The sequence below is a fragment of the Vibrio limimangrovi genome (assembly GCF_054064025.1).
The window spans coordinates 136,294-161,712 of sequence record NZ_JBSUGF010000006.1 but is presented as its reverse complement, the minus strand read 5'-3'; the positions used below and the strand labels follow the sequence as shown (position 1 = coordinate 161,712).

The 25,419-nt window shown below is 43.5% G+C and carries 24 protein-coding genes and 1 tRNA gene; 18 read left to right on the top strand and 7 right to left on the bottom strand.

Features of this window, described 5'->3' with window-relative positions:
* The first annotated feature begins 219 nt into the window (after positions 1-219).
* The 8 genes from rsxA to ACWYU8_RS06610 all read left to right on the top strand — a co-directional run bounded on the left by rsxA (position 220) and on the right by ACWYU8_RS06610 (position 6,126).
* On the top strand, positions 220-795 hold the full coding sequence (gene rsxA, locus ACWYU8_RS06645; RefSeq protein ID WP_457518220.1) for an electron transport complex subunit RsxA: 576 nt from the start codon (positions 220-222) through the stop codon (positions 793-795).
* Positions 796-808: 13 nt separating this feature from the next.
* On the top strand, positions 809-1,336 hold the full coding sequence (locus ACWYU8_RS06640) for an RnfABCDGE type electron transport complex subunit B (protein ID WP_457518219.1): 528 nt from the start codon (positions 809-811) through the stop codon (positions 1,334-1,336).
* A gap of 9 nt (positions 1,337-1,345) precedes the next feature.
* Positions 1,346-2,920 (top strand): electron transport complex subunit RsxC, encoded by a 1,575-nt coding sequence (rsxC, locus tag ACWYU8_RS06635; protein ID WP_457518217.1) that lies wholly within the window; start codon positions 1,346-1,348, stop codon positions 2,918-2,920.
* On the top strand, positions 2,917-3,912 hold the full coding sequence (locus tag ACWYU8_RS06630; RefSeq protein WP_457518216.1) for an RnfABCDGE type electron transport complex subunit D: 996 nt from the start codon (positions 2,917-2,919) through the stop codon (positions 3,910-3,912). Before rsxC ends, ACWYU8_RS06630 begins: the two co-directional genes overlap by 4 nt.
* Before the next feature lie 2 nt (positions 3,913-3,914).
* Positions 3,915-4,523, top strand: a complete 609-nt coding sequence (locus tag ACWYU8_RS06625; protein ID WP_457518214.1) for an RnfABCDGE type electron transport complex subunit G — start codon at positions 3,915-3,917, stop codon at positions 4,521-4,523.
* Positions 4,516-5,193 (top strand): electron transport complex subunit E, encoded by a 678-nt coding sequence (locus tag ACWYU8_RS06620; RefSeq protein ID WP_457518212.1) that lies wholly within the window; start codon positions 4,516-4,518, stop codon positions 5,191-5,193. The genes ACWYU8_RS06625 and ACWYU8_RS06620 overlap by 8 nt, the downstream gene beginning before the upstream one ends.
* Before the next feature lie 2 nt (positions 5,194-5,195).
* Positions 5,196-5,453, top strand: coding sequence for an RnfH family protein (locus ACWYU8_RS06615; RefSeq protein ID WP_457518210.1), 258 nt, complete (start codon positions 5,196-5,198; stop codon positions 5,451-5,453).
* A 136-nt stretch (positions 5,454-5,589) separates the two neighbouring features.
* Entirely contained in the window at positions 5,590-6,126 is a 537-nt protein-coding gene (locus tag ACWYU8_RS06610; RefSeq protein WP_457518208.1) for a flavodoxin, read from the top strand.
* Between the two features lie 212 nt (positions 6,127-6,338).
* Here the strand turns inward: ACWYU8_RS06610 and ACWYU8_RS06605 are convergent.
* Positions 6,339-6,413: transfer RNA gene (locus ACWYU8_RS06605), tRNA-Gly, on the bottom strand.
* 299 nt (positions 6,414-6,712) lie between these two features.
* On the opposite strand from ACWYU8_RS06605, the gene ACWYU8_RS06600 reads away from it, so the two are divergent.
* Positions 6,713-7,231, top strand: coding sequence for a DUF4136 domain-containing protein (locus tag ACWYU8_RS06600; protein ID WP_457518207.1), 519 nt, complete (start codon positions 6,713-6,715; stop codon positions 7,229-7,231).
* A gap of 84 nt (positions 7,232-7,315) precedes the next feature.
* Here the strand turns inward: ACWYU8_RS06600 and ACWYU8_RS06595 are convergent, their stop codons facing one another.
* A complete protein-coding gene (locus tag ACWYU8_RS06595; RefSeq protein ID WP_457518205.1) occupies positions 7,316-7,960 on the bottom strand; it encodes a murein L,D-transpeptidase catalytic domain family protein in 645 nt (214 codons plus the stop codon).
* 472 nt (positions 7,961-8,432) lie between these two features.
* Between ACWYU8_RS06595 and ACWYU8_RS06590 the strand changes: the two genes are divergently transcribed.
* Both ACWYU8_RS06590 and ACWYU8_RS06585 read left to right on the top strand, forming a co-directional pair.
* Positions 8,433-8,846 (top strand): NUDIX domain-containing protein, encoded by a 414-nt coding sequence (locus tag ACWYU8_RS06590; protein WP_457518203.1) that lies wholly within the window; start codon positions 8,433-8,435, stop codon positions 8,844-8,846.
* A gap of 257 nt (positions 8,847-9,103) precedes the next feature.
* Positions 9,104-9,295: a hypothetical protein gene (locus tag ACWYU8_RS06585; RefSeq protein ID WP_457518201.1), complete on the top strand. Its 192-nt coding sequence runs from the start codon at positions 9,104-9,106 to the stop codon at positions 9,293-9,295.
* Positions 9,296-9,319: 24 nt separating this feature from the next.
* Here ACWYU8_RS06585 and ACWYU8_RS06580 read toward each other — a convergent pair whose 3' ends face one another.
* Positions 9,320-11,695 (bottom strand): EAL domain-containing protein, encoded by a 2,376-nt coding sequence (locus tag ACWYU8_RS06580; RefSeq protein ID WP_457518199.1) that lies wholly within the window; start codon positions 11,693-11,695, stop codon positions 9,320-9,322.
* A 476-nt stretch (positions 11,696-12,171) separates the two neighbouring features.
* On the opposite strand from ACWYU8_RS06580, the gene rbsD reads away from it, so the two are divergent.
* From rbsD to ACWYU8_RS06550, 6 genes are all read left to right on the top strand, one after another.
* Positions 12,172-12,591: a D-ribose pyranase gene (rbsD, locus tag ACWYU8_RS06575; RefSeq protein WP_457518197.1), complete on the top strand. Its 420-nt coding sequence runs from the start codon at positions 12,172-12,174 to the stop codon at positions 12,589-12,591.
* A 41-nt stretch (positions 12,592-12,632) separates the two neighbouring features.
* Positions 12,633-14,138, top strand: coding sequence for a ribose ABC transporter ATP-binding protein RbsA (gene rbsA / locus ACWYU8_RS06570; RefSeq protein ID WP_457518195.1), 1,506 nt, complete (start codon positions 12,633-12,635; stop codon positions 14,136-14,138).
* Positions 14,135-15,118 carry a ribose ABC transporter permease gene (gene rbsC / locus ACWYU8_RS06565; protein WP_457518193.1) on the top strand — a complete coding sequence of 328 codons (984 nt, stop codon included), beginning with the start codon at positions 14,135-14,137 and terminating at the stop codon, positions 15,116-15,118. Before rbsA ends, rbsC begins: the two co-directional genes overlap by 4 nt.
* 79 nt (positions 15,119-15,197) lie before the next feature.
* Positions 15,198-16,076: a ribose ABC transporter substrate-binding protein RbsB gene (rbsB, locus tag ACWYU8_RS06560; protein ID WP_457518191.1), complete on the top strand. Its 879-nt coding sequence runs from the start codon at positions 15,198-15,200 to the stop codon at positions 16,074-16,076.
* A gap of 189 nt (positions 16,077-16,265) precedes the next feature.
* Positions 16,266-17,186, top strand: coding sequence for a ribokinase (gene rbsK, locus ACWYU8_RS06555; protein ID WP_457518190.1), 921 nt, complete (start codon positions 16,266-16,268; stop codon positions 17,184-17,186).
* Between the two features lie 16 nt (positions 17,187-17,202).
* Positions 17,203-18,210, top strand: a complete 1,008-nt coding sequence (locus ACWYU8_RS06550; RefSeq protein WP_457518188.1) for a substrate-binding domain-containing protein — start codon at positions 17,203-17,205, stop codon at positions 18,208-18,210.
* A gap of 518 nt (positions 18,211-18,728) precedes the next feature.
* Here ACWYU8_RS06550 and cueR read toward each other — a convergent pair.
* The 4 genes from cueR to yccS all read right to left on the bottom strand — a co-directional run bounded on the left by cueR (position 18,729) and on the right by yccS (position 22,906).
* A complete protein-coding gene (gene cueR, locus ACWYU8_RS06545) occupies positions 18,729-19,115 on the bottom strand; it encodes a Cu(I)-responsive transcriptional regulator (RefSeq protein WP_457518630.1) in 387 nt (128 codons plus the stop codon).
* A gap of 187 nt (positions 19,116-19,302) precedes the next feature.
* Entirely contained in the window at positions 19,303-19,554 is a 252-nt protein-coding gene (locus tag ACWYU8_RS06540) for a YgjV family protein (RefSeq protein WP_457518187.1), read from the bottom strand.
* A gap of 755 nt (positions 19,555-20,309) precedes the next feature.
* Positions 20,310-20,471 carry a hypothetical protein gene (locus ACWYU8_RS06535; protein WP_457518185.1) on the bottom strand — a complete coding sequence of 54 codons (162 nt, stop codon included), beginning with the start codon at positions 20,469-20,471 and terminating at the stop codon, positions 20,310-20,312.
* 281 nt (positions 20,472-20,752) lie between these two features.
* Positions 20,753-22,906 carry a YccS family putative transporter gene (yccS, locus tag ACWYU8_RS06530; RefSeq protein ID WP_457518183.1) on the bottom strand — a complete coding sequence of 718 codons (2,154 nt, stop codon included), beginning with the start codon at positions 22,904-22,906 and terminating at the stop codon, positions 20,753-20,755.
* Between the two features lie 350 nt (positions 22,907-23,256).
* On the opposite strand from yccS, the gene helD reads away from it, so the two are divergent.
* Entirely contained in the window at positions 23,257-25,326 is a 2,070-nt protein-coding gene (gene helD, locus ACWYU8_RS06525; protein ID WP_457518181.1) for a DNA helicase IV, read from the top strand.
* Positions 25,327-25,419: the final 93 nt, after the last annotated feature.

The following is a 25,419-nucleotide window of genomic DNA, read 5'->3' as shown; positions in this document are numbered from 1 at the left end:
GGCCCACTCCAATTAAACTTTGTTTGATTTCGGACAATTATTACTTCGATTAAGCAAAGTTTGTTGGCTTTCTGACAAGGTTAATCTGCGGGTTTGGCGCAGTGCATATCTGTTCTAGTACTTGGTAAATCGAGGGTTTTGATACAACTCGGTGCAACATTTCACTCGTGGCATAGGCTATGCACCATAGTCGATAGTGCAAGTTATTGGAGTGTTGTTATGTCCGAAGGATTGATCATTTTTCTCAGCGCGGCATTTGTAAACAATGTCGTGCTAGCCAAATTTCTGGGCTTGTGCCCGTTTATGGGGGTGTCGAGCAAGATTACGAGTGCGGTAGGAATGGGGGTAGCGACCATTTTTGTACTTACTCTTGCGACGGTATGCAGCTGGTTGATTGAATTTACTATTTTGAAGCCATTACATCTGGAGTTTATGCGGATCATATCCTTCATTTTGGTCATCGCTGCAGTTGTACAGTTCACAGAGCTATACGTTAAGAAATCATTTCCCGAACTTTATCAGGCGCTTGGCGTTTTCCTACCGCTCATTACCACCAACTGTGCGGTCTTCGGTGTTGCTTTGTTAGCCGTTCAGGATGAGTTGTCATTTCTTAATACCGTGATGTTCAGTTTTGGATCTGCGTTGGGCTTTATGTTGGTGCTCACCATTTTTGCCGGTTTACGCAGTCAGCTTACGTTGAGTCATGTACCGGAAGCCTTCAAAGGCTCACCAATCGCATTTATCACCGCGGGCTTCTTATCAATGGCCTTTATGGGCTTTTCAGGAATGGCGTAAAGGAGACTTAAACATGTTACTTACAACGCTCATTTTCTTTGTTTGTCTCGGTGCTGTACTTGGCTTAGCGCTAGGGTACGCGGCAAAGGTGTTTCATGTTGAGGGAGACCCGCGCATAGACAAAGTTGAAGCACTATTACCAGGAGGTCAGTGTGGTCAATGTGGTGAGGCTGGCTGCCGTCAAGCCGCGGAAAAAATGGTTTCGGGAGAACTGAGCCCATCGTGTTGCCCACCAGGAGGTGCTGCGCTTGCGCAGAATGTCGCACAGTTGCTTGGTGTTTCTATTGATGTTGATGATCAAGATATCGAGTTGGTTGCACGTATTAATGAAGCCGAGTGCACAGGCTGTAACCGATGCTACAAAGCGTGTCCTTTCGACGCGATTGTCGGTGCGCCTAAGCAGCTGCATACGGTAATAAAAGATGTGTGCACCGGATGCCAGTTGTGTGAAAAAGCGTGTACCCAAGGCTGCCTCACCATGTCTGAAGTTACGCCTTCAGTATCGACATGGTATTGGCCAAAACCTTCGTTGACGGCTTAGGAGTGAACCATGTCCAGTTTGATAGATTTTAGTTTATTGAGTAAGCCATTTCGCGGTGGGGTCCATCCCAAAGCTTATAAAGGGCTTACATCGGATAAAAGCATTGACCGTCAATTTTGGCCAAGAAATATCTACTTAGCACTACAGACTCGTTCGGGTGCTAAGCTCAGATCGTTGGTCAGTGTCGGAGATCAGGTCTACCGAGGTCAACTTATTGCTGTAGGGCAGAATGATTTCGTCGCGCCGGTCCACTCATCAGTCAATGGCATTGTGACTGCGATTGTTCCACATATCACTACTCATCCTGCGAAAGTGAAATGTGACACAGTAGTGATTCGGGCGAACGACGATAAACATTGGGGTGAGACTTCACCAGGTGAAAGCATCCACGACCTGGACGCGGACACCATTATCGAAAGAGTAGCAGAAGCGGGCATCGTTGGGCTTGGTGGTGCGGGCTTCCCGGCGGCAGTAAAAATACGCTTTTCACGTAGTTCCAATGTGGACACCATCATCATCAACGGGGGAGAGTGCGAACCTTACCTGACCAGTGATGATTTAACGATGCAAAGCTATCCCGAAGAGATCATCGCAGGGATACAGATGCTATTGATTGCAAGTGGCGCTAAACGGGCAATTGTTGGGATAGAGGATAACAAACCAGAAGCACTCAGTGCACTCCATTATGCTGCAAGTGAAGTGGATTCTATCGAAGTACGTAAGGTGCCGAGTATCTACCCGATGGGCTCGGAGAAGCATTTGATAAAAACGCTGACCGGGAAAGATGTTCCTCCAGGTGGTCGCGCAACTCAAGTTGGGATCCTGGTGAACAATATCTCCACGGTTAGGGCTGTGTATCATGCTGTTCGATTCCGACGCCCATTGGTTTCTCGGATTGTGACCGTTAGTGGTAGGGGTATCGCAGAGCCGAAAAATGTTGAGGTACCAATCGGAACACCGGTAAATGAAGTGATCAACTATTGTGGTGGTGTCAGCGAATCTACAGAGCGGTTACTTTTGGGTGGACCAATGATGGGCCAAGCTGTGCCTTCAATGCAGGTACCAGTCGATAAAACGGTTGGAGGGATTCTAGCCCTTACGGAAGATGAAGTATTCATTGAGTCCAAACACCAAGAGTGTATTCGTTGCGGGCAATGTGTCCGCGCATGCCCGATGGGTCTAATGCCATTTCAGATGGCAGCATATACGCGTGTTTCGGATTTCAAACGTGCCGAAGATCTTGGTGTGAACCATTGTTTGTCTTGTGGTGCATGCGGATATGTATGTCCATCATCCATCCCTCTAGTGCAGTATTTCATGCATGCGAAAGGCGCGATTGCCTCGACCGCTTTTCAGGAAAGAAAGTCGGCTCAGGCGAAAGTACTCAATGAGTCTCGTAAGCAACGTCTCGCTCTGGAAACGGCAGAGAAAAAGGCTGCACAAGCAGCACAGAAAGCAGCGAGACCTACCAGGAGTAGCGGCAGATCAGCGCCTGCTGAGAAGCCTTCACGGCCAGAAAGACCTGCACGTCCTGCACGCGTTACTCGACAAGCAACTGCTACCGAGAAGGAGCAACAATTATGATTAAGTACGACTCGGTGATAGGTCCGTTCGCCCATAACGGGAGTTCGACAACACGAATTATGTATCTGGTGATATTAACGTTATTCCCTGCCTGCGTGTTCGCAGGGTTTCAGTTTGGGCGCAATAGCATTGCTCTGATAGCAGTTTGTTGCCTAACTTGCATTATCAGTGAGTGTTTATGCTTGTTGGCGATGAACAAGAAACCTAGCGCGTGTTTTGATGGCTCAGCCATATTAACGGGTTTGCTGTTAGCCATGAGTTTACCTCCGTCATTTCCGATCAGCCTGGCTATTTTGGGCAGTATGTTTGCGATTATTTTAGGTAAGCAAATCTACGGAGGCTTAGGGCAAAATTTATTCAATCCGGCGATGTTAGCGCGCGTTATGTTGCTCATCTGCTTTCCCGTCGAAATGACGCAGTGGGCGGCTCCAACTCCGATCGATTTGAGTAACAACTTAGTCACGGTGCCGGAAGGCTGGCTTAGTTTTGATGGAGTAACTTCCGCTACAGCGTTAAGTAGTGAGCGTATCTTTCCTGTTGAGTTCACCGAACAGTTCTTTGGACAGCACTCAGGAAGTCTGGGTGAAACCAGTACTTTTCTGATTCTATGTGGGGGTGGTTACCTGCTTTGGAGACGAATAGTCCACTGGGCTATACCACTTACCTTTATGCTCGGTTTGGCACTACCTGCTTTTGTTGGCCATTTAATTAACGCTGAAGTTTACTTGTCTCCGTGGGTGCACCTGACCAGTGGTGCAGCGATGTTGGGCGCTTTCTATATCGCGACGGATCTCGTGACCTCTCCAACCAGTATTCGTGGACAGCTCCTTTATGGGTTGGGTTGTGGCCTTTTAGTTTGGTTAATCAGAACGTTCGGAAGTTATCCCGAAGGTGTCGCTTTCGCTGTACTGATTATGAATGGAGTCAGCCCACTGATTGATTATTACATGCGACCTAGTGTTTTCGGCGCGACCACAGCAACGGGGAAATAATCATGGAAATCAGATTACAACAATTTAAAGAGCGGATTTCATATCAGGTAGGTTTGCTTGCTAGTGCCTGCGCTCTTGCTGCTTTACTGTTATTTGCTACCGATTGGGCAACAAAACCCGTTATAGCACAGCGAATACTCGAAGACCAAAATGCACTATTGAGAGAGGTTCTGGCGGGGCAATCCTACGCGAATGATGTGTTCTCATTTAGTGAACTTATTGAGTTCGAAGGCAAATCTTACGAACTTTACCGAGTGGAAGACGACAAGCATCAATTGATTGATTGGGTCATTCGTGGTGATCAGGAGGGATACAGCGGCACGATAAGGTTTCTTATTGGGGTCACGCTAAATGGCGAGATCATTGGTGTGCGAATCATCAGCCACAGTGAAACTCCTGGACTCGGTGACAAAATAGAAGCACAAAAAAGTAACTGGATACATAGTTTTGCGAAACGAGCTTTAGAGAACACTGGTTTATGGGCCGTGAAAAAAGATGGTGGAGACTTTGACCAATTCAGTGGTGCGACGATCACCCCCAGAGCGGTAGTGAAGGGCGTTCATCAAGCGTTATTAGCGCTTGAATCATATCAAGGAGCGAACAATGAGTGACTCAAATCAATACAAAACTATTATTTCTCAAGGCTTATGGGGTAACAACATTGTATTAAAGCAGTCTCTTGCCCTTTGCCCGCTGCTTGCGGTGACAAGTAGTGCAACGAATGGTTTAGGTCTTGGCCTTGCGACGATGGTTGTTATGGTTGCTGCCAATACTCTGAACTCGATGGCAAAAGGCATTATCAGTAAGACGGTTCGTATTCCGGTCAACGTCATCATTATTGCTACATTAGTGACACTGATAGATGCGGTACTTAATGCTTATCTTCATTCTCTGCATAAAGTACTCGGGCTGTTTATCCCCTTAATAGTCACAAACTGCGCCATTCTCGGTCGTGTGGAGTCCTTTGCCAGTCGAAGTGCTGTATTGCCGTCAATTGCTGATGGTCTGTTTATGGGCTTAGGTTTTACGTGGGTGCTTACCACGCTGGGTGCCATAAGGGAAATTCTTGGTAGCGGGACATTGTTTAGCAATGCTCATTTGCTTTTAGGGGAACGTTTCGCGTTTCTGGAACTGGTCATTATTGACGATTACCGAGGGCTGCTTCTGATTATTTTGCCACCGGGAGGCTTCTTGGTTCTGGGGTTGGTACTTGCGTTAAAACAAAAGTACGAATCGGTCGTTAAAAATGCGGTTCCGACTGTTGCTCACGTTAGGGGGTAATGATGAAAGTAAGTGTTGTGTACGCGCTACCAGATGAACAGGTATGGCTGTCTGTCGATGTTGATCATACTGCGACAGTGCTGAGTGCAATTCAGGCCTCTAACATTTTAAACATGTTTCCAAACATCGATCTTGATAAACAAAAAGTCGGTATTTTCAGCAAGGTCTCCAAGTTAGACAGCGAGCTTAAGGAAGGCGATCGAGTTGAAATATATCGCCCTTTGATTTGGCAACCTGAAGATGACGATGATGACGATTAATTGTCATCTTTACGACAATATGTCAGTTATTGTAATGCGTGGTTATTTCTAAGTTATTGATTTTTAGGCTTTAAAGTTTGGTGAGTATTTTGCAGGGTATCTCTGCCATTACGATATTTTAAGCAAGGAGCTAATTATGAGCAAAGTAGGAATTTTTTTTGGTACCGATATGGGTAGCACTCGAAAAATGGCCAAATTGATCCAAAAACAACTCGGTGATGAAATTGCCGATAAGCCTAAAAATATTAATAGAGTCGACGCTAAAGAATTCACTAGCTATGACTATCTTATTTTAGGAACACCGACTTTAGGTGAAGGTCAGCTACCAGGGTTATCCGTAGATTGCCAGGAGGAAAGCTGGGAAGAATTTCTACCTAACTTCTCAGATATGGATCTGACCGGCATTAAAGTCGCGTTGTACGGTTTAGGAGACCAGGTCGCTTATACAAATGAGTTCGTTGACGCACTTGGTGAGTTGTATGACCATGTCGCTAACTGTGGGGCGGAAATGGTCGGCTTCTGGCCAACCGAAGGTTACGAGTTTGGTTCTTCCAATGCTGTCGATGGAGATGACTTCGTCGGTTTAGTTATCGATAAAGAAAATCAATCCAGTCTTACTGAGCAGCGAATTGCTGGTTGGGTAGAGCAGATCAAAGCAGAAATGGAGCTGTGATTAAGTAACAGATCTGCTTTCTCGATTTAACTGCATTCTAGTTCATCCGATGAAATGTCACTCTTGCTTCGAGAGTGGCATTTTTTATTATTTTAAACTTAGTATCTTCACCGAAGAACGGAAGATAATTGCGTTGCATTTGCAGACGACTGGAAGCTTAAATACGTATCAAGTTGAACAGAGTAATGCGTTTGAGGTTTTAATCAGAGGATTGGAGCGGGCAGCGGGAATCGAACCCGCATCATCAGCTTGGAAGGCTGAGGTAATAGCCATTATACGATGCCCGCGCACCGAAAGGACTCAGCTAATATGCCACATTAAATTGAAAAGAAAAGTCTTTTCTCATCAATTGGTTGTTTTTTGAATAAAAAATGCGCAAGACCTGCCTTTTATGCAGGATTGATAGTGCCTTGCGGGTCAATTTGAAAATCATTGATTAAATTGTGTCTTTGAAAGTGAAAGAAACTGTATTGATATTGAACACTTGGCATTCATGGTTAAGACTCAATGGTGTAGAAGTATTTTTTATTTTCAGCCATATAAGCAAAAGGCGCTGATACTGCCCGCAAATCAGAGGAGAACAACTATGTGGAGAGGAGTCATTTTAGGTGGAATGGCATTGCTGATCGCAGCTTGTACCACAGTGACAACCGATGTCGATAAGCAAGCTGATTTTTCATCGTATAGCACATTCGATTTTGGAGAGCAGAATGGCGCCCCTGAGAGTATTGATGCTCGACGTATTGAACAGGGTATCGCAGCTCAGTTACAGGCCAAAGGAATGAAACGAGTAGCAAGTGGTGGTGATATTTATGTTCATCATGACATTGTTAAGAATACCGAGTTTGTCTCTTCTGGCTCTAGTGTCAGCTTTGGCTACGGCTGGAATAGTTTCGGTGTCATTACGTCAAGTCCAGAAAGATATAGAGAGCGAAAATTCGGCAACCTCGTGGTTGAATTAGTGGATACTAAAGAGAACCAAGTCGTGTGGAAAGGCGTGTCGAGTCGTAAACTGACAGAATCGATGGACACTGACCGGAGAGAGAATTTGATTTCGGAAGAGATAGTGAAAATGTTCGAGCACTTTCCGTATGGCAATAATTAGTGGGTAGATTCTCTTACTCTGTTTATGGTTTGATGTGTAATACAAAAGGGAGCGGTTCGGAACCACTCCCTTTTGTATGTTAAGTTAAGCACTTGCGTAGATAACACTGCCACCTTTTATGGTATCAATGATGATACGTGACAGTTTTTCTGGCAGAGCTGGACAGCCCCAACTGCGCCCTAAGTAACCATTCTTTTCGATGAAAGAGGGGTTAGCGTACTTGGCTCCGTGTACAACAATGTAACGCTCGCGAGCTTTGTCGTTTACTCCTGAGTTCAAACCATCTAATCGAAGTGAATAACCATTAGATCCGTAATAGGTGGTGTCAGTCAAAAACGTGCCTAATGAGGTTTTTCTAGAGTTCACAATATTAGAAAACTTCGTGGCGGTTTTCTTTCCACTGTTTACACCGTGTGATACATAAGTATTAAAGATCAGTTTCTTCTTATTTAAATCAACGACATAAAATCGCTTTTCAGTCGATGGTTTGCTGTAATCAATGATAGTCAGAACTGGCTTCTTTCTATTCTTGGTGTTTTTGTATGCTAAATAAGCATCATTAAAAAGTTTAAAATCGATAACGCCGTCTAGCTTGGCGTCCTTGTATGTTTTTCTAACTTGTTGAGCAATCTGATTCTCTACCTGGCCTTTGCCATCCGTGTTTTTAGCAAGAGCGAAAGGAGAAACAGAGAAAAACGTCCATATCAACAATAAAAATGACTTTTTCATTTTGATTAAATAAAACCCTAGGTGTTACAAACTTGCTGAATACCTCATGCATTCAGTAATACTACATGTACATCAATCTGATTCTAATCCCATTAAAACGTAATATGCATGTTTGCACTTACTTATGGGGGTTTATTATTCAGCTATAACTTTAAAGCTAACTTTTTGATGTTAAATGGTTTTTCTTTTTATCTAAAAAACTTCTGAATAAATAATAACTTAATTATGTAATTAATAAAACTATGTATACGGATGTTTGAGGTGTTTTTTATTTAAAAAACATTGTTTAATTATTGTTCAATCAAAAAAACTTTTTTGATTTCAATACTTTTATTTTTTCTCCGCGACGTAGAATAAAAAATTCACTCTGTGATCCGAGTCGTAACAAATCATGAATTGAATCTTGAATGCAAACACTTGCACAGTATAGATTGGAATAATATAACCCACAGTCGATAGGAAAGAGGTTTTAATGAACGTATATGAGTGTGTGTCTTTTATATTAGTAAAAGACGCGCAAGTATTGCTGGAAACACGAGCAAAAGATAAAGCAACCGACCCTGGTGTCGTTGCTATTCCTGGTGGGCATCTAGAGCTTGACGAAACTCAGCAACAGGCATTGTATCGAGAGCTCAAAGAAGAGTTGAATATTATTCCACAATCATTTGTTTATTTGTGTTCTCTATATCATCCAACAACGACCGAACTGCAACTACTACATTATTATGTAATTCCTAAGTGGGACGGAGAAATAGAATGCTATGAAGCAGAGTCCGTCGCTTGGTATTCTCCAATCAATTCACCAGTTGGAACTGAGGTTGACCGAATTGCATTAAAAGAATATTTGAGGTTAAAAAATACTTTTAGTTCAATATTAAATGAATAAATTTGACTGAAATAAATGTTTATGCGAATTAATTTAGTGAAATTGTGAGCTATTAAATGCTACTTGCATTGAAAGCTAGGAGTTCTGTTATCGATCAAATATTGCTAAATATCAACTTATCATTTGATGGCTTGTGATACGGTTCGCTCCAGGTGATGATTACTGAATAATCTTTTTATTTTGTTTTTCGAGGCTGAGTATAAAGAACACACGTTTCAGTAGAGCAACAGTTTGGTCTTTGATCACAAGGGATTGATATGAATAAAAAATGCGGCCAGTGTCGACAATTCACTCGCGACAAGGCGAGCGATAAAGATATTTGTGGCGCGTGGGGGCAGCCAACGATGGCGACTAGACTCGCCTGTGATTTTTTCATGCCAACCATTTCTGCGAAAAATAGAGTTCCTGTGATGACTGACTCAAAAAATACCGTTACTCAGGATATTTAAATCAGTCGATGGATGGAAGGTGCTCTATTTGGCTACTTTGGATAGCCCTCCAGCTACTGATAGATGAGCAAGTTGTGGTTGTTTGAAGCGATTGTCGCTATTTGATTCCCACCACTCTTGGAGTTGCTCAATATTCATTGGTTTACCAAACAGATACCCTTGCATATAGTCGCAATGATATTCCGATAGCCATTGGCGCATCACATCGTGCTCTATGCCTTCTGCTGTGACGGTTTTGTTCTGCGCATGGCATAAATCTATAATTGGTTTAATGACGTGTCCATTATTGGTTTCCATCAATGTCAGTAGAAACTCGCGGTCAAACTTAATTTTGTGTACCGGGAATTGGACCAACTGAGTCAGAGAAGTATAACCCGAGCCGAAATCATCAATGGCGAGACGGTATCCGAGTTTAGACAGTTCATCAAGTAATGCCGTGCCACGTTGATCCGATGCGAAAGTTTCTGTTATCTCGAGTTCAATGAACTTTGGATCCAGTCCGTGCTTTGTCGTATAGGTATGAATGTACTCTGCCATTTCGAGAGAGTTTAGCTCTGCGGAGGACAAATTAATCGAAAGAATAATGTCTTTATCAAAGATATTTCTTAGATCGTTGTATGTGGAGGCCGCAGTAGAGAATACCCATCGGTCGATTTTGTCAAATAAACCGGTTTTCTCCGCAATCGGGATAAACTCACCTGGCGGTATATTTCCTATGCTTTCCGATTCCCAACGTAGCAAGACTTCCAATCCTTCAATTTCGTTGTCATAACGATTCATGTAAGGCTGAAAAACCAAACGAAATTCATCTTCAACGTTGGTTTTTCTGAGTGCTCGTTCGATTTGACTTCGTCTTTGGGCTTCTACATTGAGTTCGGCAGAATAATAGGCATATTGGTTTTTACCCGCTCGCTTAGCTTGGTACATAGCCGCATCGGCGTTAGACAGCAGTCTCGCAACATCAGTACCATCATGAGGAAATCGAGCGATACCAACGCTCGCGGTGACGGGTAATGTACTCGACCATGAATGGCTTAGGTTATTTATTGGTTTGAGCAACTCTTCTGCAAGTAAATCAGGCATGTTACTTACTTCGTTGTTCGAGCTGAGTAAAATTGCGAATTCATCCCCAGATAGACGCGCACCAAAACATGGGCTGTCATGTTGATGTGAAAATTTCTGACATACACTTTTTATGTGATTTGAATACAATTTTAATAAGCTGTCGCCCAGCTCATGGCCGTATTTGTCATTCACATATTTGAAGTTATCCAGGTCGACGTATATCACCCATAAATTCTCAGAAGGAGAGGAGAGCTCTCGGGTTGCTAATTCATTAAAGTGAACTCGGTTAGCAAGTTGTGTCAGATGATCGGTTTCAGCCAGTCGTTTTGTTTTCTTATAACTGACGCGTAGCTCTTCATACATATCAAAGATTCGCGTAGATAGTCGGCCAATTTCGTCGTTAGTGTTCAATTTCTCAATGTTATCTCGCTTGTTCAATTCCAACTCTTTAATTTGTTTATCTAACAGAGAGACTGGGCGCAACACATTACGATAAAGAATCAGGACGATTAAAGTGATGGTGCAAAATGCCGCAATACCAAATGACAAGGCGAGTTCTAGCCATACTTTATCGACTTTATTCCACATCAAATATTCTGCTGGTGAAAGAACGGCGAAAAAGTGAGGAAGTAATTCGATCGTTTGGGCAAGAGGGATATCAAGGTGGATGGGCTTTTGAGAAAAAGTAATAACACTGTGTGTATCAAACTCAATATCGTGCTTTATATCGCTAAACGCCTCGAGGGAAACAGTGACGACGACAAAAAACGCATTGCTAGGGTCGAAGCTCAGTGGTTGCTCTCCTGTACGTTTATCGACTAAGCCATATTGAAGCAGAATACTTTGACCACTGGAGTTATAAATGAAACCGGTGTGATTAAAGTCTTTGTATTGGTCAAAACTCTCCGATATGTACTCTAGGACTTTGGGGTCGATAGCGCCTGTATATTCAAAGAATTGGTTTTCCGTGTAATAGAGTAGTTTCTGTTTACCATCGAGAATCGCCATACTGGCATCGCCGTTATACCCGTAACTCAGAACGTCGGCAGTCTCATCAAGACGATTAAATAATACCCGCTCACGATATGGATTATCATGATTGATTAAATAGTCTTGTAGAACATCACTCTTGCTCAGAATGTAAGCGTAGCTATTGAGAAATATATTCGCTTGTCGGAACTGACCCGCGAGTTTCTCCATTTGAAGCTGAATATAGCTATCTTCTCTTTTTATGAGCGTGACTTTCTGGATGCTATAGATAATGTAACTCGATACCACCGCACTTAATAAGATGACTGGCGTTACAAGCAAAATCACTCTGCTGCTTAATTTCATTATTATTCTTCAAGTTCCGTTTGTTTCCCTACAAACGTTGCATACCTTGACGGTAGTTAACGGATGACGTTTCTTATCAAATTGTAACTAGAATTTAAGTTTGCTGACCTTGAAAATCGGAGAACCGTATAAGAACTGTGAAGTTGTGTATGATTTTTAACCGTATAACTGGGTTGTTTCTCAGTAGCAAGACGTATTTGTTATTAATTGCCGGTGTTGTATAAGCTTTTGTAACGACATCACACCCCACGTATCGAAACGTTTCGATGGCTAAAGTGTGATACGAGTTTTCTTTTTTTGTCTTGCTATGATTCGTTTGCAGATCATTCTCACACCTTACAGATAGACCGCTTTTCAATTTAGTTTAGCGAACTATTATTGCATCGAAACGTTTCGATGAGTTTTATGTAAATAACCATAATGTACTAATGCAGACGCTCATCGTTGTATGAACGTGTAACCGAAAGGTCTATGAGATGAAAAAAAGTACCCTAATACACTCAGATATTTCTTACTTGGTGGCAACGTTGGGCCATACCGATGAAATCACCATTTGTGACGCAGGCTTGCCAATTCCTGAACATGTGCCGCGAATCGATTTAGCGCTTACTCATGGCGTACCAAGCTTTATTGATACCGTTCGCGTGATTTTGTCTGAGTCACAAATTGAAGGTGTCATCATTGCCGAAGAATTTGCACAAGTTAGCCCTGAACTGCATAAAGCGCTGCTTGAAGAACTCAGTCGAGAAAGCGAGCAATCAGGAAAATCAATCACAACCAGTTATGTATCGCACGAGTCGTTTAAAGATCGCACAGAACAAAGCAGAGCAGTGATTCGCACAGGTGAATGTACCCCATATGCGAACGTTATCTTTCAAGCTGGCGTAGTTTTTTAAGCTGGTATAGCTTTTTAACCCAGAGAATTTGAGGACAGATTATGACTCAAGCCATTCTGCAACTGAGCGAAATTGAAAAAGCGTTTCCGGGCGTTAAGGCGCTAGATAAAGCAAGTCTTAATGTGTATCCGGGGCGAGTGATGGCGCTCATGGGAGAAAATGGGGCAGGTAAGTCGACGTTGATGAAAGTACTGACGGGCATTTATCACATGGATTCCGGTAGCATTCAGTACCAAGGTCAACCTGCTGCATTTAAAGGCCCACGTGACTCTCAAGAAGCGGGGATCAGTATCATTCACCAAGAGCTGAATTTGATTCCTGAGCTGACAATCGCAGAGAACATTTTCCTTGGTCGTGAGTTTACGGGCACGATGGGACGCATTCAGTGGAGTAAAATGTACGATGAAGCAGACAAACTTCTGAAGCGTTTGAATGTAAAACACAGCTCGAAAACGCTGCTTGGCGATTTAAGTCTCGGTGAGCAACAGATGGTAGAAATTGCCAAAGCGCTCTCTTTTGAATCGAAAGTCATCATCATGGATGAGCCTACCGATGCTTTGACGGATACCGAAACGGAATCTCTATTTAAAGTGATTAATGAGCTTCGTGATGCTGGTTGCGGCATTGTTTACATTTCACACCGTTTGAAAGAAATTTTCGAAATCTGCGACGATATTACCGTGCTTCGCGATGGTAAGTTCATTGGCGAATGCCAGGTTACAGATACTGATGAAGATGGTCTTATCGAGATGATGGTTGGCCGTAAGCTGGAAGAGCAGTATCCACGAATTGATGTCAGACACGGTGAGACGTGCCTTGAAGTTATCGGCTTAACAGGTTCTGGTGTTCACGATGTAAGTTTCACACTTAAGCGTGGTGAAATTCTTGGTATTTCAGGATTGATGGGCGCGGGTCGTACTGAATTGATGAAGGTGATTTACGGCGCATTGCCGAGCGAACACGGTGTTATCAATCTGGACAATAAAACGATTAATCCGGTAAGTCCGCAAGATGGCTTAGCAAATGGTATTGCGTATATCTCGGAAGACCGCAAAGGCGATGGTCTAGTTCTTGGTTTGTCTGTTAAAGAGAACATGTCTTTGTGTTCTTTGGATAAATTGACCAAAGGAATCCAAATCCAACACGGTGAAGAAGTGATAGCGGTGGAAGACTTTATTAAGCTGTTTAACATCAAAACGCCGACTCGTGATCAAATCATCGGTAACCTTTCTGGTGGTAATCAACAGAAGGTGGCTATCGCGAAAGGATTGATGACCAAACCTAAAGTTCTGATTCTCGATGAACCAACGCGCGGCGTAGATGTTGGCGCGAAGAAAGAGATTTATCAGCTAATCAATAAATTCAAAGCCGACGGCATGAGCATTATCTTAGTTTCTTCAGAGATGCCAGAAGTGCTGGGCATGAGTGACCGCATTCTTGTCATGCATGAAGGTCGTATTAGCGGTGAATTCGATGCGAAAGACGCCGACCAAGAAAAATTACTCGCCTGTGCCGTAGGCAAAAAGATTAATGAGGAAGCAGCATGAGTACCAACACCATGAGCAAATCGACTAAAACCAGCAGCAGAAAGCTGTTCACTAAAGAGTGGTTGATTGAACAAAAATCACTGATAGCACTGTTATTTTTGATTGTTGTTGTGTCTTTTTTGAACCCGAACTTTTTTACGGTAGACAACATTCTTAATATTCTCCGCCAAACGTCAGTAAACGCGATTATCGCAGTAGGTATGACGTTGGTAATCCTGACCGCAGGTATCGATTTAAGTGTAGGCTCTGTACTGGCTTTATGTGGGGCATTCGCTGCAAGCCTGATTGCAATGGAAGTTCCAGTGTTGGTTGCAGTGCCTACCGCTCTCCTTGCTGGTGCAGCGCTTGGTGCGATTAGCGGCATCATTATCGCTAAAGGTAAGGTTCAGGCCTTCATCGCGACGCTGGTTACTATGACGTTATTGCGCGGTGTGACTATGGTTTACACCGACGGCCGACCTATTTCTACTGGCTTCACTGATACTGCTGACGCATTTGCATGGTTCGGTACGGGGTATGCGCTGGGCATTCCGGTTCCGGTGTGGCTGATGGTGGTTGTGTTTGCAGCCGCGTGGTACTTACTAAACCACACCCGCTTTGGTCGTTATGTTTACGCGCTTGGCGGTAATGAATCGGCTACTCGCTTATCTGGTATCAACGTGGATCGCGTTAAGATCGGAGTTTACGCCATCTGTGGTATGTTGGCGGCGCTTGCTGGCATCATCGTGACCTCTCGCCTTTCTTCTGCGCAACCGACAGCAGGTATGGGTTATGAGTTAGACGCGATTGCAGCAGTTGTTCTGGGCGGTACTAGTCTGATGGGTGGTAAAGGCCGCATCATGGGGACGCTGATCGGTGCACTTATCATCGGTTTCCTGAATAACGCGCTGAACTTGCTCGACGTCTCTTCTTACTACCAAATGATTGCGAAAGCAGTGGTTATCTTGCTGGCAGTACTGGTAGACAACAAAAACAAGTAATTCATAACAATCCAACAATATGTGAATAAACCGAGCCAGTAGACGTGTGCTGGCTCACCCTACACAAAGGACTAGAACGATGAAAAAACTCGCAACTCTTATCTCTGCTGCACTTCTTTCTTCAACGGTATCTGTCGCTGCACAAGCTCAAGATACGATGGCGATTGTGGTTTCAACGCTGAATAACCCGTTCTTCGTTACGATGAAAGACGGCGCTGAAGCAAAGGCAAAAGAACTGGGATACGAACTGATTGTACTGGACTCGCAAAACGATCCGAGTAAAGAACTGTCGAATATCGAAGACCTGACAATCAGAGGTGTGAAAGCGATTCTGATCAACCCAACGGATTCGGATGCGGTATCGAATGCGATTCGTATGGCCAATGGTTCGAATATTCCTGTATTGACACTAGACCGTGGTGCAAGCCGTGGCGAAGTCGTTAGCCACATAGCGTCAGATAACGTGATTGGTGGTGAAATGGCGGGTAAATACATCATGGAGAAAGTGGGCGAGAAAGCGAAAGTTATTCAGCTAGAGGGTATCGCGGGTACGTCAGCGGCACGTGAGCGTGGTGAAGGTTTCATGAATTCGGTTAAAAGCAGCAATATGGAGCTACTTGCCAGCCAGCCAGCAGACTTCGATCGCACTAAAGGTCTGAACGTTATGGAAAACCTACTGGCAGCAAACCCAGATGTTCAAGCGGTATTTGCACAAAACGATGAAATGGCTTTGGGAGCGCTGCGTGCGGTTCAAGCTTCTGGTAAGGACGTCGTTATCGTTGGCTTTGATGGTACTGAAGATGGTATCGCAGCTGTAAACCGTGGCAAGCTTGCAGCAACGATTGCGCAGCAACCAGACCTTATCGGTGCACTTGGTGTTGAAACTGCAGACAAAGTACTGAAAGGCGAAAAAGTCGAAGCTTACATTCCGGTTCCTCTAAAAGTGGTAACTAAATAATCACAGCTTTGAATAAATCATCCTAGTTTCTTAGCTCTCTCCTCAGTTCTTATCTGTCGTTAGGGGAGAGGGCAAGAATAGATGCCTTTGACTTTTTATTACGACACAGACGAGAAGTTAAAGTCATCTAATATATTTTCCAGAAAATAGTTTTTCAAAAAGGGTTCATTCAGAACCGAGGATAACCGTATGAATAAGTTAGTAGTGTTAGGTAGTGTAAACGCTGACCATGTTCTTCAAGTGCCTTCTTTTCCTCGCCCAGGCGAGACGCTTCATGGGCGCAACTACCAAGTTATCCCAGGTGGAAAAGGGGCGAACCAAGCCGTTGCCGCTGCACGCCTGAATTCTGATATCGGTTTTATTGCTTGTGTTGGCGATGATTCGTTCGGCATCAACATCCGTGAGAGCTTTAAAATGGACGGCATCAATATCAGTGCTGTGAAGATGCAGCCGAATTGTCCAACTGGCATTGCGATGATTCAGGTAGCCGACAGTGGTGAAAACAGCATTTGTATTTCCGCTGAAGCGAATGCGAAGTTGACGGCTGATGCCATTGAATCGGATTTGGATCGTATACGTCAGGCAGAATACTTACTGATGCAACTCGAGACGCCTATGTGTGCGATAGAAAAAGCAGCACGAGTTGCAAAAGAGGCTAAAACGAATGTTATTTTGAACCCTGCGCCAGCGCGTGAATTGTCGGATGAATTGCTTGCGTGTATTGACGTTATTACGCCTAACGAAACCGAGGCCGAAGTGTTAACAGGCGTGACGGTAATTGACAATGATAGTGCACAAGAAGCGGCAAACGTGCTGCACGCGAAAGGCATTGAAATTGTGATGATTACTTTGGGTGCGAAGGGCGTTTGGTTAAGCCAGAACGGCTGTGGTGATATTATTCCAGGCTTCCGCGTAGAGGCTACGGACACTACCGCTGCAGGTGATACCTTTAATGGAGCATTCGTTACTGGTTTATTAGAAGGTTTGTCTTTAGAATCAGCAATTAAGTTCGCACATGCGGCAGCAGCAATTTCTGTGACGCGCTTTGGTGCACAGACGTCTATCCCGACTCGTGAAGAGGTCGACGTATTCTTAGCTGAACATCAATAAGTAAGGAATTCATAACATGGCAACGATGAAAGATATCGCAAAACTGGCAGGGGTTTCTACTTCTACAGTGAGCCATGTTATCAACAAAACCCGCTTTGTTAGTGAAGAGATCTCAGAACGCGTAAACAACGCTGCGAAAGAGCTTAATTACTATGCGCCATCCGCGTTAGCACGTAGCCTCAAAGTCAATAGAACCAAAACCATTGGTATGTTGGTTACAACGTCTACCAACCCGTTTTTTGGTGAAGTCGTAAAAGGGGTAGAACGCAGTTGTTATCAAAAAGGCTATAGTCTCATTCTGTGCAACACTGAAGGTGACAATGAGCGTATGCGCCAGTCTATTAGTACATTGTTGCAAAAACGTGTCGATGGTTTGATTCTGATGTGTGATTCACTGGAAGGTGAGCGCATTGATGTGTTCGAACGTTATCCTGATATCCCCGTCGTTGTAATGGATTGGGGGCCGATGCTGTTCACCAGCGATAAGATTCAAGATAACTCATTGCGCGGTGGATACCTTGCAGCTAAGCATCTGATAGATTGTGGCCATCAACAGGTTGGTTGTATCACTGGTCCTTTGATCAAGCATCAGGCTCAAATGCGTTACGAAGGTTACAAGCGCGCGATGATTGAGGCAGGGTTGGAGTTCAACGTAAACTGGATCATTGAATCAGATTTCGAATGTGAGGGTGGCTATCAGGCGCTTAAGAGTATGTCTGAAAACGGAGCGCTCCCGACGGCTATTTTTGTTTCAAATGATATGATGGCAATGGGCGTAATTAATGCTGCTAACGAGCTTGGCATCAAGGTACCGGAAGATCTTTCCGTTATTGGTTATGACGATGTACATATCGCTAAATTTATGTCTCCTTCACTTACCACCATTCACCAACCTAAATATCGTTTGGGTCAGGCAGCGGTTGAAACTTTGCTGCGAAGACTCGATGACAAATTAGCGGATTCTGAAATCGTGCAGTTAGAACCGACGTTAGTTGCGCGTCAGAGCGTCAAATTGCTCCTTTAGCGACATGTTTTTAATATTATATGTTATTGATGTGTGTCAATTTCTAATCAATGTGATTTGTTCTTGTTCGTTTTTCGGCTTTTATTTCAAATAAATGTGATTTTCACCGAGGAAAATAACGCGTCCGTTTTTCTAGTTTAAGAAAATATCTATCATGACCATCAGTAAATAATAAAATTGTTATTAGTGTGGTGATTGAATGGGCTTTGTTTTAGTGCAAAAGTATGCTCAGTATTCTGTAAAGCGGCCATGGTGCCATCGTATTAGTGTGGCATTCGTCCTTTGTGTGTTTTTGTTTAGCAGTTACGGTCTTCTGGCTTACGAGGAACCGTCCTACTTATTAGGTATTGTTATTACTTTTGCTGCTACTGGGCTGTTTGCATCCGCATCGGCCTTTAAGAAAAGATACCCAGTTTCAAATTCTTAATTGAAGCAAACTTAAAGCTAAAGCGAACTCATAGTTTAAATTATCAAAGGAGGGCTCATGTCCTCCTCGCACTTTGTTTAGGCAGATGAATTTATTTGGTGAGTTCGTCGATGATAGGACAATGACTTTTTGCATCACCTGGGCAGGACGAAACCCAACTTTCTAGCTGTTGTTTAATCTCAATCAGGTGTGAAATTTTCTCTTCGACCTCTTTCAACTTGTCTATAGTACGCGCTTTCACATCGCTACTTTTACGATTTGGGTTGTGCGCAAGCTGAACAAACTCTTTGCATTCTTGGAGCGAAAATCCAGCGTTTTTAGCACGTGATACCAAATTGAGCTCTTGGATGTGTTTGTCAGAATATGCCCGATAGCCGGATTCACTGCGAGCTGGTGGTGAAATAATGCCTTTATCTTCATAAAGTCGAATCGATTTGGAAGAAAGGCCTGTCAGTTTCGCAACTACCCCAATGTTCATCATTTACCTCTTCAATCAAGATGACGTCAAAAACGAGTATATACCTAACGTCCTATAAAAAGAAAAGAAGTTGTCCGACGTGTGGAAATCATGTTGGTGAGTGGTGAGGAGGAAGCAACTAACCGTTTAACCGGAGTACTAAATGCAAAAAAGCCCGCAAAATGCGAGCTTTTAAAATTTAGTGGTTTTATTGTGCTTGTTCAGGTTCCAGGCTGCTCTTTTCCTGTTGCATTTTAACCAGGAAGTACACGTTTACACATGCAATAAAGCCGTTGGTTAGCACGACTGGCCATGAGTCGATCATAAGACCGTAAGCGGTAAATAGACCACAACCGATAAAGTTAAGCACACGAAGTTTGACTATGTCTTTCATCGTTAGTGAGATAGCAACCATGATTGAAGCCGCGTAGCCCAGAATCTCAACCATATTCATTTCCATTATTTGACCCTCTTTAAATCTGCCGAATTTGTCGGTACCAATTCTTCTCTTCTTGAGATTATTGAGGAAGCTCCGTGCCTCGAATGGTCTTTATGTTGGCTGTAATATAACAACGTACAAAATGTGAAGAAAGACCAAAAGCGGGGGAAAGAGAAGGTTAGCGATTACGCAATCGTTTAATAAGGAAATTATTTGATTCACTAGATTGATTGTGGCGATAGGAGCGATAGTTAAAACGTATTTGAAGATCTCTGTTTGTTTATCTAAAATTACAAATGATAATTATTTACAAATGGACCGTTATGTTCAATCTCGCTGTTAGTCTGATCCTCTCATTGGCATTGATACGAAGAACCAAGCCCAGTTCTTGGAGTGCTGACTTACATGTACTGTCACATGTAGTCTTGGCGTTTTTCCTTCAACCAGTATATATAGTGCCTTACCTTATCGTTACGTTCTATTCATCTCCTGTGCTTATCAGGTTGTCTAAACGCTCTGGCTTCTATAGCTTAGTGTTTGGTTTCCTGCCTTTGTTGGTCGCGGCGGTCAGTCTTACCATCAGCTAACAAGCGGTATTGTGGGTTTATTGCTAAATCGGTGATTCGTTGCTTAACAAAAAAGAGGGAGGGGGAGATCAACGCTTATTTAAAAACGATCGTAAGTCTGAGTATTCATCCAGAAAAGAAGAAAACAGCAGCATTTACCCAGAGTCATCGGGTAAGTGGAATGACTTGTATGGCCAAGTGAGGAAAATATCAGGAAAACAGTCGCGCAATCATCTCACGTTCTTCCGACGAAAGAATTGGTTCGCGCTTCTTATTTAAAGTCTGGCTGATTTCACCTTGAAGTGATTTTAATTGGCTGTCGGTTAAGTCACTTAGCTTACGCTTGAGTTCATTAAATTGCTGTGTCGTCATTTCTAAATCCTCGTTGTACACAGGTTCATCCTTTTTACCCATCGTTCGGCCATCGTGGCCATACAACAAACTTATATTTCCGGGTAAGGATAGAATTCGATCGACTCTTTTTTGTCCGAATATTGTCAGAGTGTGTTATGTGAAAAGTCAGAATGTGACCATGATGAAAGGCTAAATTGTGGCTTTGTAGGAAGGTGTGTAAATTTGTAGGAACTTGCTTACAGAAGTGAAGCGCCACCTCTGTAAGCTATGAAATTAAGGACGCTTGCGATCCCTGATTGCTAGTTAACTCGAACAGCAAATTTACTCGCGAGCGAATGTAGCTCTGGCAGCATGCGATAGATAAGGTGAAGTTGCTGTAATATCATCCGTGCAGAACTGTCGTCCTCGTCGCGCCACTCATTTAAGCGCTGTTCCAGACCGGCGTCTTCGATAGCTGACAGGTCGCATTCTTCACAATGTTGGTGAAGTTGTTGATGAAGCACATCCAGATGCTGATGAATACAACGGTGCGCGTCCAAAACTAATTTGTGGATTGAATTGTCGTCTATACGCGTGCGATGGGCACCGAGTGCAGAGATATAGTTGAGCATGGCGTGATTAAGGGTTAAAAAACGAAAACTTTCATCAACCGATGTTCGGTATTTTCCTGGCTCAGCAAGCATAATACTGATGGCTGACGAGAGAGTCGCATCGCTATTATGTGCCTGACGGCGTGCAACCCGATAACTTAGACTGTCTTTTTTACCTATGCGATACTGACCAATAATCTGACCGAGATACTGTTTATTCGCGTCAATAGCATCTGACATGACTTTATGCAGTCGTCTCGATTGCCAATCTGGGAGAATGAACATGACGGCAGATACCGCTAACAAACAGCCAATTAGTGTGTCTGCAAGCCGTGGGAGCACGACCGCATAGCCTTCGCCTAACTGATTAAACAAGAACAAAACCAGCAAGGTGATAAAACCCGTCGCATAGCCGTAGTTGTTCATCCGGAAGGCGAAAAACATCACGCCGGAGACAACAACGAAAACTAATTGGCTTTCTTGAGAAGGGAAGGCGGTCAGTAGTAGGACGCCGATGAGCAGACCGGCTAAAGTACCTATCACACGTGCGGTTAGCTTCTGGCGGGTTGCGCTGTAGTTTGGCTGGCACACAAACAGTGTCGTTAGCAGGATCCAGTATCCGCGGTCAAAATCAAATGCCTGAATGATCCCATAACCGATTGTAAGCGCGATAGACATACGTAATGCGTGACGAAATAGCATCGAATCTTTGTTGAAATTGGCCAAAATCTTCTGCCACATCGCTTTTAATGTATGTGGATTGGTATCATCGAGCGTATCTTCTTCGAGTCCTTCAACATCTGGGTTGTTAATGTTATTCAGCTGCTTTTCTACTGTCGCCAGGTTATTGAACAGGTAATTAAGCTGCGCTAACAAACGTTTCCAATGGCCTTGCTTTTGCTCTTCAAGGTACGTAAGAGAGTTTTGGACTTCAGCCAAAGCCAGAATAGATTCGTTGGTGTGAGTGTATTCGTTACCGAGTTGAATCGCCTGCGCAATATCGCGACAGGCTCGCGCTTGTGATTCCAGCAGGTATTTAAAACGGAATAAGACATCCGATCGTTCAAACTCGGTCGCTAAATCTTGGTATCGGTAATGGCTGGAGCTCGCTCTTTCATGAATATCCTGAGCGATAAAGTAGATGTTCAAGAAGCGGTCACTCGGACCGTCGATATGGCCGCGTTTTGATCGGTTAAGTAAAGTGGCTTTACAAGCGTTTAATGCTGTGACAGTTGCCGCGTTAAGCCGCGCAGCCTCGATTCGCATTGGTTGCGGTTCAAGGTTTAGTACCGGATGGAAAAGCTTGGCTTTAGCGTCGAGATAATTTGCCATTTGAAAAAATACGTTAGCCAGATTTTGTTGTACTGGCTGCAGCGGCCAGAAAATCTGCCATATCATCGACATGAAATAATACCATGCGGCGCCCGTTAGCAGCAGAAGAGGTTGGAACCAAAGATTTGTACTCTCATGAGCGCCTAACATGGTGTAGATAGCGATGAGCAATGAACCAAACGCAATACTCGCGTATTTAGGTCCAATTGCGCCGAGCATGATAAAACCGAAGGTTGATAAAAATAACCCTGTAGCAAAAAGCCACGGCGTATTGAACAAGATCTCAATAGAAAAGGCGGCGACAGCAAAACAAATAAATGTCAGGATTAAGGCTTTTATTCGTCCTGTGAAACTATCATCACTCTCCGCCAGAGCCGCAGCGATTATTCCCAATATTAGCGGTGTGATCAGCGTGTTTTGGCCAAAATACCATGCAGGAATGACAACACCTAATAAAGTGATCAGGATCAGAATACTGTAATTAACGGTTTTGTTAGCCCAATAGAGGCGAAATTTAGAAGTTGATTGCACGATGCGCCTTTCATTTCCGATGAAAAAACGTAGAGATAGTATCAAGCCCACTATAGCGTTTTTATGATTTAATTTAAGAAAAAAGATCGCTTGTTTATGAAATAGACACAATGGGACTATATATTGTCGTTTCTCGCTTACCTCCTAATATTGTTACGATTTCGCTCCGGACAAACCGTCGGTTACGGAACCAAAGCTTTTAGGTTATGGATTGTTCACTAAAACAGCAGTATTGTGAAATTTATTTAAGAATGTAAACGAGATGCTTATTTCGGTGTGTGTCAGCGCTACAATTTGCTGCTCTAAAATGATATAAACCGAAAACTTATAACTAAAAAGGCGCACATTTCATGCAGCTTACTGCCACTAACAAAGCACAGTTTTTTATTCAAAATGAGTACTATCATGTCGAAATAAAAGAGAATAGTGTTTTATTAAGCTCCATAGGCAGTGAAGAACATATTCCATTTACGGTTTGGAATGGCAAAGTGAGCGTCAAACGAGGGCTGCTTTGGAGTGCTCTTCAGTTCTTTTCTCATGAGCAAGACGGCAAGCAGCAAAGTTGGTTGGTTCAGGGGTTACCGTGGCCTCAGTGCCGCAAGTTTGCGTTGGAAGCGGTTCATCAATATCAGGAATGGCATAACAATCAGTGCAGAAAACTGGCTGAATACCTGCCTGTATGGGAAGAAGAGCTTTACAAGTTAAAACACCTTCCGGCTTATTTACCGCATTCGCAGGTTCAATCTTGGGTTGAGCGTTTAAATCACGATCTTGTCGAAATTAAAACCAGCCTGGAAGAAGCGAAATTACGCATGCCGAATCGTATGGCAGAACTTGAGCCTTGGCTGAAAAATACCTCTCACACCTTAGAGGATCGTAATTATGCATGGCTGGAGGGTGAGCGTCCTAATTGGGAAGTGTTGTTCAACAGCATTGAGTCTTCTCCTCTGAATTTGTCTCAACAATACGCCGTGTTACTGAATGATGACCATAATCTGGTACTTGCTGGTGCTGGCTCAGGTAAAACCAGTGTGTTGACAGCACGCGTAGCGTATTTACTGCAAAGTCATCAGGCGCAAGCAGAAGAACTACTGATGCTTGCGTTCGGACGGGATGCTGCGAAAGAAATGAAAGAACGATTGGTCGATAAAGTGGGGATGGCTGCAGACGGTGCACGTGTTAATACCTTTCACCAATTAGGTTTGTACATTCTAAACCAAGTCGAGACTCAGCCCGTCGAAATCAGTCCGCTAGCTTTAGATGACAATCAACGTAGTGCATGGTGTATAGACTGGCTTAAAAAGCACTGGATGACGCCAACTAACTTCAAACGCTGGCAAAAGCATCTTGATAAGTGGCCTATCGCTTATTTAAAAGGGGATGATGAACTTGGCAGCCACTCAGAAAACCCTAAACTGATTGCTTGGTTAGACAGTCAGTTATCGCATTTAGCCGCCGTAGGTTTAACCAAAAAACAAGTTCAGGAAAAACTGGTCGAGCACGAGGATTACACACGTTTAAACGGTGAGTTAGCGCTCTGCTGGCCGTGTTACAGTTCTTGGCAAAAGATGCTCAAAGAGAGTAATCATGTCGACTTCCCAACGATGATTAGTCGAGCAACAGAATATGTAAACAAAGGTAAGTTTGTTTCTCCCTGGCGCTTTGTCATGGTTGACGAATATCAGGATATTTCTCCTGACCGCTTAGCTTTAATTGAAGCGCTATGTGAGTCTACGGATAAACAGCCTGGCGCGACCTTGTTTGCTGTAGGGGATGACTGGCAGGCGATTTACCAGTTTGCTGGTGCTGATGTAGATTTGATCACGGGGTTCAAAGACCGATTCGCACATTCGACCGTTCATCATCTTGATACGACGTATCGTTTTAATAATCAAATTGGTGATGTAGCAAATACCTTTGTTCAACAAAACCCAGCGCAACTACCTAAGACACTGAATAGTCATAAGCAACGTAAGCAAAAGAGTGTTCATACTGCACCGAGTAACCAAGTTGAGAAGATTCTCGATCAGTTAAATCAGCAAGCTAACCAAACAAAATCCGTGTTGCTACTTGGTCGCAATCATTACCACAAACCGGATTTGTTTGATGACTGGCAAAGACGTTTCCCGAATCTCGATATTCGCTTTATGACATGTCACGCAAGTAAGGGCAGAGAAGCGGACTTTGTCATTGTCCTTTCTGTTGATGAAGGGCAGTTTCCTGCGAAGAAAAAGCAAGTTCACATTGATGGTGCACTCACTGAATCAAACGATAAGTTCCCTCATGCCGAGGAGCGACGATTGTTCTACGTTGCGATTACGCGAGCAAAAGAGAAAGTTTGGATCACCCATACCGGAGCTGGATCGGCATTTGTTCAGGAGCTGGTGCAAGGGGATTATCCAATCATCACCTCGCGATAAACTAGCCATTAGTTTAAATAAACATTAGTCTAAATAGCCATTAGTATAAATGACAGAGGCGATACTCAGTATCGCCTCTGTTTTATCTTTTGA

Coding starts and splice junctions, on each gene's coding strand:
- rsxA (WP_457518220.1), top strand. CDS start 220: ATGTCCGAAGGATTGATCATTTTTCTCAGCGCGGCATTTGTAAACAAT.
- ACWYU8_RS06640 (WP_457518219.1), top strand. CDS start 809: ATGTTACTTACAACGCTCATTTTCTTTGTTTGTCTCGGTGCTGTACTT.
- rsxC (WP_457518217.1), top strand. CDS start 1,346: ATGTCCAGTTTGATAGATTTTAGTTTATTGAGTAAGCCATTTCGCGGT.
- ACWYU8_RS06630 (WP_457518216.1), top strand. CDS start 2,917: ATGATTAAGTACGACTCGGTGATAGGTCCGTTCGCCCATAACGGGAGT.
- ACWYU8_RS06625 (WP_457518214.1), top strand. CDS start 3,915: ATGGAAATCAGATTACAACAATTTAAAGAGCGGATTTCATATCAGGTA.
- ACWYU8_RS06620 (WP_457518212.1), top strand. CDS start 4,516: ATGAGTGACTCAAATCAATACAAAACTATTATTTCTCAAGGCTTATGG.
- ACWYU8_RS06615 (WP_457518210.1), top strand. CDS start 5,196: ATGAAAGTAAGTGTTGTGTACGCGCTACCAGATGAACAGGTATGGCTG.
- ACWYU8_RS06610 (WP_457518208.1), top strand. CDS start 5,590: ATGAGCAAAGTAGGAATTTTTTTTGGTACCGATATGGGTAGCACTCGA.
- ACWYU8_RS06600 (WP_457518207.1), top strand. CDS start 6,713: ATGTGGAGAGGAGTCATTTTAGGTGGAATGGCATTGCTGATCGCAGCT.
- ACWYU8_RS06595 (WP_457518205.1), bottom strand. CDS start 7,960: ATGAAAAAGTCATTTTTATTGTTGATATGGACGTTTTTCTCTGTTTCT.
- ACWYU8_RS06590 (WP_457518203.1), top strand. CDS start 8,433: ATGAACGTATATGAGTGTGTGTCTTTTATATTAGTAAAAGACGCGCAA.
- ACWYU8_RS06585 (WP_457518201.1), top strand. CDS start 9,104: ATGAATAAAAAATGCGGCCAGTGTCGACAATTCACTCGCGACAAGGCG.
- ACWYU8_RS06580 (WP_457518199.1), bottom strand. CDS start 11,695: ATGAAATTAAGCAGCAGAGTGATTTTGCTTGTAACGCCAGTCATCTTA.
- rbsD (WP_457518197.1), top strand. CDS start 12,172: ATGAAAAAAAGTACCCTAATACACTCAGATATTTCTTACTTGGTGGCA.
- rbsA (WP_457518195.1), top strand. CDS start 12,633: ATGACTCAAGCCATTCTGCAACTGAGCGAAATTGAAAAAGCGTTTCCG.
- rbsC (WP_457518193.1), top strand. CDS start 14,135: ATGAGTACCAACACCATGAGCAAATCGACTAAAACCAGCAGCAGAAAG.
- rbsB (WP_457518191.1), top strand. CDS start 15,198: ATGAAAAAACTCGCAACTCTTATCTCTGCTGCACTTCTTTCTTCAACG.
- rbsK (WP_457518190.1), top strand. CDS start 16,266: ATGAATAAGTTAGTAGTGTTAGGTAGTGTAAACGCTGACCATGTTCTT.
- ACWYU8_RS06550 (WP_457518188.1), top strand. CDS start 17,203: ATGGCAACGATGAAAGATATCGCAAAACTGGCAGGGGTTTCTACTTCT.
- cueR (WP_457518630.1), bottom strand. CDS start 19,115: ATGAACATTGGGGTAGTTGCGAAACTGACAGGCCTTTCTTCCAAATCG.
- ACWYU8_RS06540 (WP_457518187.1), bottom strand. CDS start 19,554: ATGGAAATGAATATGGTTGAGATTCTGGGCTACGCGGCTTCAATCATG.
- ACWYU8_RS06535 (WP_457518185.1), bottom strand. CDS start 20,471: ATGACGACACAGCAATTTAATGAACTCAAGCGTAAGCTAAGTGACTTA.
- helD (WP_457518181.1), top strand. CDS start 23,257: ATGCAGCTTACTGCCACTAACAAAGCACAGTTTTTTATTCAAAATGAG.